Raw genomic sequence first — 12,752 nt, 5'->3', positions numbered from 1 at the left:
TCTTTGCGTCAATTATCACATGATCGTCTTTGTCGGATCAAGATAGGGACAGCAGTGAGGTTGATGCTCATGTTCGCCGCTCGGAGGGTCGATGGCCGCCCGTTGTGCCGCTTCTCCCTGGGGGGATCTCGGTGACACGTATCCCCATGTCGTCATAGGAACCGCCATCACCACCATGCTTGCCCGGTATCGAACACTGATCGAGCCCGCCCTGCGTGACACCGTGGCGAGTCTGCATCCCTGGGTCGGCGACAAGGCCGCCTTCACCCTGGGCTGGGCAGGGGCCGACGGCACGTCGATCGAGGAACACGGCGGGAAGGGGTTGCGGCCCGCTCTGGCCCTGCTCTGCGCCGAAGCCGTGGGAGGCGCCGCTGAGCAGGCCGTCCGCGGCGCGGTGGCCGTCGAGCTGGTGCACGCGTTCTCGCTGGTGCACGACGACATCATCGACAACGACGAGCGGCGCAGGCACCGGGACGCGGTCTGGAAGGCGTACGGCGTCGGGCCGGCGGTCCTCACGGGCGACGCCCTGCTGGCGCTGGCCATCGACAGCCTGTCGCGGACGGGCGACCCGACCGCCATGAGCTACCTCTCCCGGGCGCTCGTGGAGCTCGTGCAGGGGCAGACCCGGGACATGGCCTTCGAATCCCGCCCGTGGACCGGACCGGACGAGGTCACCGTGGCCGAGTACACGCGGATGGCGGAGGGCAAGACGGGCGCGCTGCTCGGTGCGGCCGCCGCGACGGGAGTGGCCCTGGGCGGCGCACCGCAGCTCGCCGAGCCCATGTGGACCATGGGGTGCCAGCTGGGCGTCGCCTTCCAGATCGTGGACGACCTGCTGGGCATCTGGGGCGACCCCCTGGTCACCGGCAAGCCCGTCCACGGCGACCTGCGGCGGGGCAAGAAGACCGTCCCGGTGCTGGCGGCGCTGGCCGGGGACGACCCCGCCGCCCGGGAGCTGGCCGCCGTCCTGGCCTCCGGCGCGACCGACGAGCGGACCGTCCGGCAGGCGGCCGACCTGGTCGAGAAGGCGGGAGGCCGCGAGGCGGCCCGCGCCCTCGCCGCCCAGCACCTGACGGCGGCCCTGGACCTGCTCGACGAGCACCTGCCGGACGCGACCGACCTGCGCGCCTTGTCCGCCTCCCTCGCCACCAGATCCCACTGACCCGCCCCGGGCCCGGAAATCCGGGCCTGGGGCGGGCAGGCGCACGCGACCGTCCGGCTCGCTGCGCCGCCGTGGGACTCACGGGGTCGCTACGGCCTGGAGGCCTCGTCGAGCTGGTGGAGTTCGTCGGCACTCAGCGTCAGCTCCGCCGCGGCGAGCAGCGGCCGGAGCTGGCCGACGGAGCGGGCGCTGGCGATCGGCGCGGTGACCGTCGGCTGCGCGGCCAGCCAGGCCAGCGCGACCGCCGCCGGCTCGACGTCGTGCACCGCCGCCAGCTTGAGGAGCGCCTCCACCGTCCGCAGGCCGTGCTTGGTGTTGAGGTACTGACTCGCCGCTCCCGCCCGCGGGCTGTCGATCGTGACGCCCGCCCGGTACTTGCCCGTCAGGAAGCCGCGTGCCAGCGAGAAGTACGGCGTGCTGGACAGGCCCTCCCTGGCCACCACGTCCCGCAACTCGCCCTCGTAGTCGCGCTCCACCAGGTTGTACGCCTGCTGGAGGGCGACGTACCTGGCCAGCCCCTCGTCGTCGGACACCCGCAGCGCCGCCGCCAGCCGGTCGGCGGTGTAGTTGGAGGCCCCGACGTAACGGATCTTGCCCTCGCGGATCAGCTCGTCGAAGGCCGCCAGCGACTCCGCGAGCGGCGTGTCCTGGTCGTCGCGGTGCGCCCAGTACAGGTCGATCCGGTCGGTACGGAGCCTGCGGAGCGAGTTCTCCACCGCCGTCCGGATGTTCCGCCGCGACAACCCCTCGAAGCCCTGCAACATGCCGACCTTGGTGGCGAGCACGATCGAGTCGCGGTTGCCGCGCTCGGCCAGCCACTCGCCGATGATGATCTCCGACGTGGACTCGCCGGTGGCCCAGTGCGGGTAGACGTCGGCGGTGTCGATGAAGTTGCCGCCGCCCTCCACGTAGGCGTCGAGGACGGCGAACGAGGCCTCCTTGTCGGCGGTCCAGCCGAACACGTTGGTGCCGAGGCATATCGGGAAAACGGACAGGTCCGTGGCGTCTATCGGTCTCACCACGCCATTATCCGTTCGGCCCCCACGGAGACCCGATGGCCCCCCTGCCGAGAGGGTCTCCGGTTCCTTCGGACCGCGGGCCCTCGCCCCGTCGGCGGTTCAGGGGGCCCGCCAGTTCGGTGGTTCAGAGGTGCTTGACAGGCTCTGGCTTGCAGGGCGGTTCAGGGGCCCGCCCGTTCGGGTTCCCTGGCCCACGGGTCTTGACAGGCTCTGGCTTGCGGGGGCTGTTCAGGGGGCGTGGGTTGGCTTCCCTGCAGGGAGTTCTGGGGGCGGGTTGGCTGTTCATGGAGCCTTCAGTGGTGGGTTGCCGACAGGTCGAGTCCGCGTGGGGTGAGCAGCCAGATGGCCGCCGCCCCCGCCAGCATCAGCAGCGCCCCCGCCCCGCACGTCACCGTCAGCGAGTCGGCGAACGCCTCCCTGGCCTGCTCGGCCAGCTGCGCGCCCGACGCGCCCAGCTCCTTGGCGACGTCCAGCGCGCCCCCGAGCGACTCACGAACGGCCGCCGCCGGCCCGCCGTAGTCGAGCCCCGTACGGTAGACCGCCGCGGCCACGCTGCCCAGCACGGCCACGCCGAGCACGCCGCCCAGCTCGTAGCTGGTCTCCTCGATGGCCGCCGCGCTGCCCGACTTCTCGGACGGCGTCCCCGACATGATCACTGCGGAGGCGATCGCCAGCGCGCCCTCGCCGAACCCGATCAGCAGCAGCGCCACCGCGACCGACGGGTACCCCAGCGGCGCGAAGAACAGCACCAGGAACCCCAGCCCGGCCACCGCCAGCCCGCCCGCGAGCACCGCGCGGGCGCCGATCCGCGCCGCCAGCGCGGGCGCGAGCGGCGAGGCCACCAGCGCGGCGAGCGCCGCCGGCAGCAGGCGCACCCCCGTCTCGAGCGGCGAGTAGCCCTGCACGAGCTGCATCCACTGCGCCAGCAACAGCAGCATCGCCGCCATCGCGATGGACGTCGCCAGCGCCGCCACCACGCCCGAGCTGAACGGCCCGCTGCGGAACAGCCTGATCTCCAGCAGCGGGTCGGGCCTGCGCAGGCAGCGCGCGACGAACCAGCCCAGCGCCAGCGCCGCCACCGCCGCGGCCACCAGCGCGGACGGGTCGGCCAGGCCGTTCTTGCCGACGTGCTTGATCGCGTAGACGAGCGCCGCCATGCCGGTGATCGACAGGACGGTGCCGAGGGCGTCCCACCGGCCGGGGCGCGGGTTGCGCGACTCGGGCAGCAGGAACACACCCGCGACGATCGCCACCGCCATCACCGGCACGTTCACCAGGAAGGCCGCGTGCCAGCTGAAGCGCTCCAGGAGGAGCCCGCCCAGGATCGGCCCGAGCGCCGCCCCGACGGCGGCCATCGAGGACCACACACCCAGCGCGGTCGCCCGCTCGCGCCCGTCGGTGAACAGGTTCCGGATCATGGACAGCGTGGACGGCATGATCATGGCGCCGCCCACGCCCAGCAGCGCCCGCAGCGCGATCACCGTCTCCGCGCTGTCCGCCCACAGCACGGCCGCGGAGGCCAGGCCGAACAGCGCGAAGCCGCCGAGCAGCATCTTCTTGCGCCCCCACCGGTCGCCGAGCGCGCTCACCGCGACCAGCAGACCTGCCAGGACGAGCGCGTACACGTCCACGATCCACAGGAGCTGGATGGCGTCGGGCCGCAGGGCGGCCGAGATCGCGGGCAGCGCGACGTTGAGCACGGTCATGTCCATGACCACCAGCAGCACGCTCGCGGACAGGACGGCCAACCCCGCCCACCGCCGCCGGGCCGTCACGTCCGCTCCCGGCTCGGTCCGACCGGGCCGGCTCACCTGGCGGCCGTTCACGAGTCGCCCCGGTGGGAGGCGCCGTGCAGGAAGGTCTCGATGACCAGTCTGGGCACGTCGCGCCGGGCGATGTCGCCGCGCCGCAGGCTCTCCCTGACGGCCACGAGCAGCCCGTACACGGTGCTGCTCACCCAGCGCACGGGCAGGTCGGCGCGGAGCAGGCCCGCGCGCTGGGCGGCGGCGAACAGCGCCAGCTCGCGCTCCTCCAGCGCCTGGGCGCGCCGGTCCAGCTCGTCGTGGACGAGCATCGCGTGGTCGGTGAGGCCGAAGCCGTACTCGTCCGCGATCTCGATCAGGCCGGTCAGCAGCGCGGCCAGCGCCCGCTCGATCTCCGGCGGGCTCCCCGAGACCGCCTCCGTCACGCCGGCGGCGAGCTGGACGCGCTCCCACTGGTCGTAGGCGCACTGGCCGAGCGCGACCATCAGCTCCTCCCGGCTGGTGAAGTGCCGGTGCAGGGTGGCCCTGCTGATTCCCACGGCCTCGGCCAGCTCGGCCATCGACGCCGTCGGATCGCGGTTGAGGTGCTGGATCGCCGCGGTCATGAGCTGTTCCCGGCTGACCGCCATCACACGCTCCCGTATCATTTGCGACAGATTTGTCGCAAACAATACACGACAGACTCCTCATGTGTACCGGGCTCTCGCCTCGCCGTCATGGCAGGCGCGTCCTGCGGGGAGCTATGGTTCGGCTGTGATCGGTGACGCGCGGACGCGCATCCTGGACGCGGCGGAGGAGCTGTTCGCCGGAGGCGGCTACGAGGCCACCCCGACCGCGGTCATCGCCAGGCTCGCCAGTGTGCCCAAGGGCCTGGTCTTCCACTACTTCCCGCGCAAGATCGACGTGCTCGTCGCGCTCGTCGACGAGCGCACCCTGGTCGAGGAGGGGCGCGAGGTCGACGCGGTGCCCGGCGACCCCGCCGGCACGCTGTCCCGGCTGGCGCGCGGCCTGCCGCTGCGGGCCTCGCCCGCGATGCGGCGCATCCTGTTCCGCGAGGCCGACACGCACGGCTCGGTCAAGGAGCGGCTCGGCCGGCTCAACGGCGAGCTGATCAGACGGGCCAGGTTCGCGCTGGAACTGGCGCTGCCCGGCGCGCGGGGCGACGCGGCCAGGCTGGAGGTGGCGGCGGCCACGTTCGCCGCCGTCCTGCTCTACCAGGAGAACCTCTGCCAGCTAACGGGTCATCAGATCGACCCCGACGCGGTCGCGGAACTCATCGCTCACTCGCTCGTCTAGCAGCTCGTCCAGGGCCGTCCGCAGGTGCCTGAGCAGGCTCCAGACGTCGTCCATGCGCTCGGGGCAGGCCACGACGCCGAAGTCCAGCATGCCGTCGTAGGAGAAGCAGGTGATGTTGACGCCGCCGCTCAGGTCGGTCAGCACCGACATCGGGTAGTACGACAGGATCCGCGCGCCGCACAGATACAGCGGGAACTGCGGCCCCGGGACGTTGCTGATGATCAGGTTGATCGGCGGGAACGCCACCGACGCCAGCCGGAACAGCGCTGGCGTGGCCAGGCTGGTGACCGGGGCGGGCAGCACCGAGCACAGCTCGGACAGCCAGTTCGCGGGGGCCAGCGCGAAACGGCGCTTGGCCGCCCTCATCGTCGCGCCCACGGCCTGGAGGCGCTCCTTGGCGTCGCTGACGTTGGTGGGCATCGGGGCGACCATCGCCGAGATCTGATTGCCGACCACCTCCCGGGCGCTGCCCGTGCGCACCGCCACCGGGACGGCGATGATCAGCGGCTCGTCGGGCAGCGCGTCGCGCTCCTCCAGCCACGAGCGCAGCGCCGACGTGCACAGCGCCATCACGACGTCGTTGACGCTCATGCCGTTGGCCTTGGCGACCGCCTTGACGTCCTTGAGCGAGACCGAGCCGAACGACACGTGACGGCCGGCGCTGATGGGCCCGTTGAACGGGGTGCGCGGAACCTTCAGGCCGGGCAGTTCGGGACGCCGGTGCCGGTCGCCGCTGGCGCGCCTGACCGCCCTGGCGATCATGCGCGAGCCGGGCAGGCCTGCGGCCAGCGGGATCGCGTCCAGGTCGCCCGCCGCCCTGAGGAGGGACCGCACCGCGCTCACGGGCTGCGCCGCCGCCCGGACGGCCGCGCCGGCCAGCATCCCGGCCACTCCCGGCACCGCCTGGTCGCTGACCGTGCGGGGAGGCCCGAGGCGGCACGTGTCGGGCGACAGGTCGAGGAGGGCGGCGAGCGTCTCGGCCCCCGACACGCCGTCGATGGCGGCGTGGTGGACCTTCGTGTACACCGCCACCCGGCCCCCGGCCAGCCCGTTGATCAGGTGCATCTCCCACAGCGGGTGGGCGCGGTCGAGCCTGCGCGCGTGGATGCGGGCCACCGCGTCGGCGAGCTGCCAGTCGTCGCCCGGGCTGGGCAGCGTGCTCTCGAACAGGTGGTGGGCGAGGTCGAAGTCGGGGTCGGCGGCCCAGTAGGGACGGTCGAGGCCGAGCGGCACCTCCGCCAGCCGGAGGCTGAGCGCCGGCGACAGGTGGAGACGGTCCAGCAGAAGGTCGGCGAGCGCCTGCCTGGTGATCGAGCCGTCGGACGAGTCGAGGATCGCCAGGCCCGCCACATGGGCGGCAGTGGTCGCGGACTCGACGTTCAGGAACTGCGCGTCGAGCGCGGTCAGCTGGCGCATCTCGTCTCCTCTTTCCCTAGAGTGCGGACAGGATCACATACGGCGATTTCCGAAACGTTTCCGCGAGAGTCTTTCAGATGAATTCGGCCGCCTCTGACATTGATTCAGCGAAAGTGCAGCTCAGCCTGGAAGGGTGACAATTTCCTATCCGCTGACAACGGTAATGGGGTGTTGCGCGACAGCGCCGAAGCAGTAACCGAGCGGATGTCGCGGGGCCACCAGCGGCTGTGTCGCGCCGCTCTCGTCGGTGGCCCTGGCCATCAGGACGACGGGCCCCGGACGGCGCGGAGCCCAGCCGACGTGCCACCGGATCCAGGCGTTGGCCAGGGACTTTCCCTGCAGCTCCGCCCTCTTCCAGGTGTGACCGCCGTCGACGCTGACCTCCACCCTGACGACCCGTCCGCGTCCGGACCACGACCTGCCGCGCAGAAGGTGACGCGCCCCCGCCCTTAACGCGGTGTCCCAGGGGAGCTCGAAAGCGCTCTTCACCGGTTGCGTCGTGACCTCGCGGTAAAAGACCGTGTTCCACGGCGTGGCCAGTTCACGGGTGGCGACCTCGATATCTCCAAGCCATTTGATCGACGCTATTCCCACCCATCCCGGCACCACCAGTCGCACCGGAAATCCGTGGTCGGGCGGAAGCGGGCGCCCGTTCATCTCATGGGCGACGAGGACGTCGTCCAGGGCCTTTTCCACGGGCAGTGGCCTGCGGACGTGCCCGTAGTCCTCGAACGGCGCGTCGAGGCCCGTCGGAAGGACGTCAACCGCCTCGGGCCGGAGCCCGGCCTGTTCGAGCAGGTACCGCAGCGGCACCCCGCGCCAGCGCGCCACCCCCACCGCGCCCAGCCCCCACTGGGTGCCCGGCGTGGGCGTGTGCTGCTGGGTCGCGTAGAACCGGCGGCCGTTGCCCGCGCACTCGATCGCCACGTCCATGGTTCTGGACGGCATGGAGCGGAGCTCGTCGTAGCTGTACGCGCCCGGATGCCGGATGCCGGGGCCGTGCAACCGCAGCCGCCAGGTGCCGGCGTCGATCAGCGGGGTGAAGGTGTGGTTCCGCACGAAGAAACGGTCGTTGGGGGTGTGGAACCCCTGCCCGGCCATGGCCTCCCAGCGCATCTCCGCGCTGCCGTCATGCAGGGTGAACAGGCTGTCGGGCAGCGGCTTGACGATGGTGGCGAGAGCTTGTCCCATGACCACACCTCCTTAATGACTATTTCCTACTGGGAAACCATTTAATCGTGACTCTCTGCTTATCTCCAGATCCTCGCCGCTACTTCATGCCCATTATTCGCGACGAACGCACGTCCGGCGAAGGACCCCGCTCCCGGACGAAGACCCCCATGTGAAAGGGGGAGAACCGGCCTGCCAGGTGATACGCCGGAAAGGCAGGCCGGCGGGCCAGACCTCGGCGGGAGCCGCTCACCCTCCATCATGACCGTCCGTTGGTGACCATCGAGTCGAAACTTTCGCCGGCGTTGAGGCGATCGATCAGTTTGAGCAAGCCATCTCTGTCGCCGTTGCTCCGCAGCCAGCGGCTGACCCCGCAGGCCGCCTTGGCGTACGTGGACGCGTCCGTGCCCGCCGCGTGCAGCCACTCGTCCAGGGTGATGGGGAGAGAGGCGCCCGGCTCCGCGAGACAGCGGTCGGGGGCGGACGGCGGGGCGAGGTAGCGGCGGTCGTCGGAGACCACCACCGCCAGCCCCTCGTCGAACCACTGCGGGACCTCGACCCCCGAGGAGAGCCGGGCGTGCAGCTCGACATGGGACATCTCGTGCGAGGCGATCACCGCGTCGACGCCCCTCGGAGAGAGCATCACCGATCGGTCGAGTACGGCGATGCCGCGCTCCCGGCCGCCGCCGATGTGCCGGTAGCACTCGTCGGTCACGCAGACGAGCAACCGGGGAGAGCTCCGCCTGGAGCCGTAGAAGCCGGCGACCCGCTCGGTGGCCGCCTCCGTCGCCTGGGCGACCTGGGACCGTTGCCCAGCCGACAGGCCCTCCTCCGTGTAGACGCCGGGCCGCAGCTCGGTGAGGCCGTAGCAGCCGGGGCACGTCGTCGCGGCGACGGACGGATAGGCCACCGCCACCCCGGCCACCCCGGCGACGAGCAGCACGGCCAGCGCCGCGAGAATCCGCGCCCAGATCTTCTTCGCGCCTGTCCTGCCGCGCCCCTCGGGCATGGCCGACCCCCTTCGTCTGTGTGACAACGGCCGCGAACACTCTCCCGCAATTCCGAGCCCGGCACATCCGCCCACGGGTGGTCATTCCGTGGGCTGAGTCACAGGGACGCCTCGTCCACCCGCTCGCATGAGACAAGGCCGCGCGCCCTGGGCCGCCTCGCGCGCACGCGACGTCCGTCAGGTCCAGCACCCGAATGCCATCGAGCACCCGACCGCCATCGAGTGCACGGGCCGCGTCGAACGCACGGGCCGCGTCGAACGCACGGGCCGCCTCGAACGCACGGGCAGGCGACCGAGATACGCGGGAACCCCCTCCGTAGAGATCATGGGTAGTGATTGGCCGCAGGTCAGGGGGTGCGAGTGGTGGGTCCGTCGAGGTGGTCTGCGTCCGTACCCGGCTCTACGGCTCGTTCCCGGCCTGAACCGTCCTCCTGTACGCGGTCATGCGCTCGGCGCCGCTTCAGGAGATCATCTGCGGCGGGGAGACTGAGGAGCGGAGGATCAGGCGCGATCGGAGCGTGTGCATCTCCCCGCGCGGTTCCGTGCCCGCGATCGTGTCGAGCAGCACCTCGGCCGCCTTCGCCCCCAGCTCGTGCACCGGCTGTTCGATCATTGTCAGCGGCGGCTCCATCACCGCCGCCCACGAGCTGTCGTCGAACCCGATCAACGCCACGTCCCGCGGATAGGCCAGTCCGGCCGTACGCAGTGCCCGCAACGCCCCCGTCACCGCGTCCGTCTCGGTGCAGAACACCGCAGTGATGCGGTCGGGAAGGGCGAGCATGCGGGCGACCTCGTGCGTCACCCGCTCCTCCGTCTTTCTCCCGACCATCACCAGCTCGGCGTCGAAGGGGATGCGTGCGTCGTCGAGCGCGTCGAGGTAGCCGCACAGCCGTTCCCCGTCCGTCCACAGGTTGCGGGACGCCTCCGCCAGCAGCTCGCGTCTGGTCACGGGCGTCTCGGGCGCGGGCGGTCCCCAGACGAACCCGATGCGCCGGTGCCCTGCCTCGATGAGCGTCTCGACCGCCTCTCTGGCGGCTTCGCGGTTGTCGATGACGACGGTGTCGAGGTCGAGGGAGGCGACGGCGCGGTCGACGAGCACGACGGGGATGCCGCGCTCCGTCGCCGCCCTGATGTGGGCGACCTCGTCCCTGTTGACCGCGGCGGAGGCGACGATGAAGCCGTCGACGCGTTTGTCGATGAGCACGTTCGTCGCCGCGACCTCCTCGTCGAGGTCCTCGTAGGTGCTCAGCACGATCGTGTCGAAGCCCCTGGCGCGGGAGGTGTCGGAGATCCCGCGCACCACCCCGGCGAAGAACGGGTTGCCGATGTCGGCGACGATCACGCCGAGGGTGTGGCTCACGCCGGTCGACATGCTGCGTGCCAGCGCGTTCGCGCGGTAGCCGAGCTTCTCCGCCGCGGCGAGCACGCGCTCCCTCAGCTCGGGGCTGACGTAGCCGTACCCGCCGAGGGTCCGCGCCGCGGTGGCGCGGCCGACGCCGGCCTCGCGGGCCACCTCGGAGATCGTCGGCGATCCCCCCGCTCGGCCCCGGTCAGCTGGCATGGATGGTGTCCCTCATTTCTCGCGTTCGGAGCCTGGCCACATGCTAGCCAAGGCAGGCCGATCGGCGGGCCTGCCGTGGCCGAAGGCTCCTTCGACGAAGCACTGCTCGTAGGCGCTGTCGGCACCGTCGTGGAGCGCTCGCTCGATCAGGCTCGTGGACGGCCGCGCGCCTGCCGACCACCCGCCGCGCAGCAGGGAGACGGCGAATCCGGCCAGGAAGGCGTCGCCGCAGCCCATGGTGTCGACGACCTTGTCCTGCTCGACGGGGCGCGCGGGGGCCGCGACGGTGCTGCGGCCGTCGTGGGCGATCGCGCCTTCCACTCCGCGGGTGGCGAGTGCCAGACCTGCGCCCCGCCGTACGGCCTCGGCGAGCAGGGCGCGGGTGGCGGCCTCGTCGAGGTGGGAGCAGGAGAGCAGCACCAGGTCGGCGTGCGGGCAGACGCTGTCGAGGTAGGAGGGGCGGCGGTACTCCTCCTCGCTCGACAGGTCGAAGCTCACGAGCGTGCGGAGCTTCGGCAGCTCACTCTCGCTGCGGGAGTACACGCTCGAATGGACCAGGTCGAAGGAGGAGGCGTAGTCGAGCAGCTCGCCGTCGAGCACGAGCGGCTGCCTGACCGTGACGCCGCCGCCGTTCCAGCCGAGGAAGATCCTGTCGCCGTGGTCGACGCGCAGGGTGGAGACGCCCGTCTCGCCCCGCCGTACGGCACAGCGGCCGACGGAGACGCCCTGGGCGGCGATCGACGCACGGAGGAAGCCTCCGAGCTCGTCGTCACCGAAGACCCCGAGGTAGGCGGCCTCGACGCCCAGGCGGTCGGCGTAGACGGCGACGTTCACGCTGTTGCCGCCCGGATAGTCGATGCCGCGGTCGACGAATCGGTCGACGATGTTGTCGCCGAAGCCGAGGACTCTCATCGAGACTCCTCGAGCGTGGAAACCTCCGCCTTCAGGCGGGGGAGGAAACGCTGGGCAGTGCCGCGGAATTCGGTACTGTGCGTGACGGCGGCGATAACCAAGCTGCCGGATGAACGGTTTTTGGTGTCCTCGCCGCTGGGCTGGCGGAGAGGTGAAACGCCTGTGGAGCCGGTGTAAGACCTCAAGGAGAGTCCCTCTCTCTGGCGGGCGGTCGGCGGTGAAGCAGGAAGGCTCACGGGTGACCGTGGGAATCCCCCTCGTTCAGGAGGGGGAGGAGGTCAAGAAGCCTCAGTAGTCCATGACGCGGTAGTAGCGGCGCAGGTCGAGTGAGTGGTCCCGCACGCGCTCCAGGTGCTTGCTGACCCTGCCCATCACGGTGTCGAGGACGAGCGGCGCGAGCAGGCCGCGGAACTCGGGGCTGATGCCGTCGAGCGGGTAGTCGCGGGTGTCGAAGACGGTCACGTCCTTCGAGACGCGCCTGGCGAAGGATTCGGCCCTGTCGGTGAGGGCGCGGGTCTCGTCCTCGCCCTGGAAGACGATCACGCTCGTGTCCTCTTCGAGCAGTTCGAGCGAGCCGTGGAAGAACTCGGCGCTGTGCACCCGGGTGGTGCGCAGCCACTGCATCTCCTCGAGGATGCACATGGAGTAGAGGTAGGTGAAACCCCAGAGGTTCCCGCCGCCGACGAGGAAGTGGTAGTCGGTGTCCTTGTGGGCCTCGGCGAAGTCCGACGCCGCGGGCTCGGCCTGCCTGGCCACCTCGACCAGGATGCCAGGGATGTCGGCGAGCTCGTCGGCGAACTTCTCGTAGCCGTCGAACTCGCCCCTGCGCGCCAGCAGGCGGCCCATGAACAGCAGGAGCTGCGGGTCGAAGGGCCAGGTCTTCGGTTCGGAGACGAGCGCGGCGTCGACCTTGGTGGCGACGGGCGAGTCGGGGTAGCCGGTGAATCCGATCGTGTAGGCGCCGTTGGCCTTGCAGTACTCGATGGCGCGGACGCTGTCGTCGGTCGTGCCCGACACCGAGGTGAAGATCGCCACGGTGCGCTCGCCGAGCGTCGCGTCGCCCGAGGCGATCAGCTCGGCGGCGATCACCGCGCGTACGGCGAGACCTGACGAGCGCCTGGCCAGGTGCTCGTACGGCCACATCTGGGCGTAGGTGCCGCCCGCGCCGACGAGGAGGAGGTTGTCGAAGCCCTCGTCAACGAGGCGGTCGACGAGCTCCTCGATCCGGGGGCGCAGTGCCACCGCGCTCGCCAGCTGTGACCGGAATTCGGGCTCGTTGAATCCGAGCATGTTCGCGTCCTTTCGGGAAACTGCGCGACCGGCGGCGCCTCGCGACCTGATACCGGTATCACGCGGCATCACGCTGACACAGTGAAACCGTCACCGTCAACTCATCCACGCAACCTGGAGTGATGAGTAAAGAAGATAAGATCTTGGCCCACCC

At 70.8% G+C, this 12,752-nt stretch carries 11 protein-coding genes; 2 read left to right on the top strand and 9 right to left on the bottom strand.

Annotation, left to right across the window (positions count from 1 at the left end):
• The first annotated feature begins 175 nt into the window (after positions 1-175).
• A complete protein-coding gene (locus ABT294_RS31545) occupies positions 176-1,162 on the top strand; it encodes a polyprenyl synthetase family protein (RefSeq protein ID WP_350809938.1) in 987 nt (328 codons plus the stop codon).
• Positions 1,163-1,251: 89 nt separating this feature from the next.
• On the opposite strand, the gene ABT294_RS31540 is transcribed toward ABT294_RS31545, so the two are convergent.
• The 3 genes from ABT294_RS31540 to ABT294_RS31530 all read right to left on the bottom strand — a co-directional run bounded on the left by ABT294_RS31540 (position 1,252) and on the right by ABT294_RS31530 (position 4,573).
• Positions 1,252-2,181, bottom strand: a complete 930-nt coding sequence (locus ABT294_RS31540; RefSeq protein WP_350809937.1) for an aldo/keto reductase — start codon at positions 2,179-2,181, stop codon at positions 1,252-1,254.
• A gap of 293 nt (positions 2,182-2,474) precedes the next feature.
• Positions 2,475-3,956, bottom strand: coding sequence for an MFS transporter (locus ABT294_RS31535; RefSeq protein WP_350809936.1), 1,482 nt, complete (start codon positions 3,954-3,956; stop codon positions 2,475-2,477).
• Positions 3,957-4,003: 47 nt separating this feature from the next.
• The gene (locus ABT294_RS31530) at positions 4,004-4,573 is read right to left on the bottom strand and encodes a TetR/AcrR family transcriptional regulator (RefSeq protein ID WP_350809935.1); all 570 of its coding nucleotides are present in this window, start codon (positions 4,571-4,573) and stop codon (positions 4,004-4,006) included.
• Between the two features lie 124 nt (positions 4,574-4,697).
• Here ABT294_RS31530 and ABT294_RS31525 point away from each other — a divergent pair, with 124 nt between their 5' ends.
• A complete protein-coding gene (locus tag ABT294_RS31525; RefSeq protein ID WP_350809934.1) occupies positions 4,698-5,240 on the top strand; it encodes a TetR/AcrR family transcriptional regulator in 543 nt (180 codons plus the stop codon).
• Here ABT294_RS31525 and ABT294_RS31520 read toward each other — a convergent pair.
• From ABT294_RS31520 to ABT294_RS31495, 6 genes are all read right to left on the bottom strand, one after another.
• Positions 5,178-6,656, bottom strand: a complete 1,479-nt coding sequence (locus ABT294_RS31520) for a WS/DGAT/MGAT family O-acyltransferase (protein WP_350809933.1) — start codon at positions 6,654-6,656, stop codon at positions 5,178-5,180. The two genes, ABT294_RS31525 and ABT294_RS31520, sit on opposite strands and share 63 nt — an antisense overlap.
• Before the next feature lie 144 nt (positions 6,657-6,800).
• Positions 6,801-7,847: a sulfite oxidase gene (locus tag ABT294_RS31515; RefSeq protein ID WP_350809932.1), complete on the bottom strand. Its 1,047-nt coding sequence runs from the start codon at positions 7,845-7,847 to the stop codon at positions 6,801-6,803.
• A 238-nt stretch (positions 7,848-8,085) separates the two neighbouring features.
• The gene (locus ABT294_RS31510; RefSeq protein WP_350809931.1) at positions 8,086-8,835 is read right to left on the bottom strand and encodes a hypothetical protein; all 750 of its coding nucleotides are present in this window, start codon (positions 8,833-8,835) and stop codon (positions 8,086-8,088) included.
• 460 nt (positions 8,836-9,295) lie between these two features.
• Positions 9,296-10,396, bottom strand: coding sequence for a LacI family DNA-binding transcriptional regulator (locus tag ABT294_RS31505; protein ID WP_350809930.1), 1,101 nt, complete (start codon positions 10,394-10,396; stop codon positions 9,296-9,298).
• A 12-nt stretch (positions 10,397-10,408) separates the two neighbouring features.
• Positions 10,409-11,308, bottom strand: coding sequence for a PfkB family carbohydrate kinase (locus ABT294_RS31500; RefSeq protein ID WP_350809929.1), 900 nt, complete (start codon positions 11,306-11,308; stop codon positions 10,409-10,411).
• 288 nt (positions 11,309-11,596) lie between these two features.
• Complete coding sequence (locus ABT294_RS31495; protein WP_350809928.1) at positions 11,597-12,598, bottom strand: SIS domain-containing protein; 1,002 nt, start codon at positions 12,596-12,598, stop codon at positions 11,597-11,599.
• Between the last annotated feature and the right edge of the window lie 154 nt (positions 12,599-12,752).

This window comes from Nonomuraea sp. NPDC000554, from assembly GCF_040300065.1.
Lineage (GTDB): Bacteria > Actinomycetota > Actinomycetes > Streptosporangiales > Streptosporangiaceae > Nonomuraea.
Note: the sequence above shows the minus strand (reverse complement) of the source record. Positions and strands in the feature narration are given on the sequence as shown.

Bases quoted from the DNA above. Each gene is read 5' to 3' on its own strand.
- ABT294_RS31510 (WP_350809931.1), bottom strand. From the start codon at position 8,835: ATGCCCGAGGGGCGCGGCAGGACAGGCGCGAAGAAGATCTGGGCGCGG.
- ABT294_RS31500 (WP_350809929.1), bottom strand. From the start codon at position 11,308: ATGAGAGTCCTCGGCTTCGGCGACAACATCGTCGACCGATTCGTCGAC.
- ABT294_RS31495 (WP_350809928.1), bottom strand. From the start codon at position 12,598: ATGCTCGGATTCAACGAGCCCGAATTCCGGTCACAGCTGGCGAGCGCG.
- ABT294_RS31505 (WP_350809930.1), bottom strand. From the start codon at position 10,396: ATGCCAGCTGACCGGGGCCGAGCGGGGGGATCGCCGACGATCTCCGAG.
- ABT294_RS31515 (WP_350809932.1), bottom strand. From the start codon at position 7,847: ATGGGACAAGCTCTCGCCACCATCGTCAAGCCGCTGCCCGACAGCCTG.
- ABT294_RS31545 (WP_350809938.1), top strand. From the start codon at position 176: ATGCTTGCCCGGTATCGAACACTGATCGAGCCCGCCCTGCGTGACACC.
- ABT294_RS31530 (WP_350809935.1), bottom strand. From the start codon at position 4,573: ATGGCGGTCAGCCGGGAACAGCTCATGACCGCGGCGATCCAGCACCTC.
- ABT294_RS31520 (WP_350809933.1), bottom strand. From the start codon at position 6,656: ATGCGCCAGCTGACCGCGCTCGACGCGCAGTTCCTGAACGTCGAGTCC.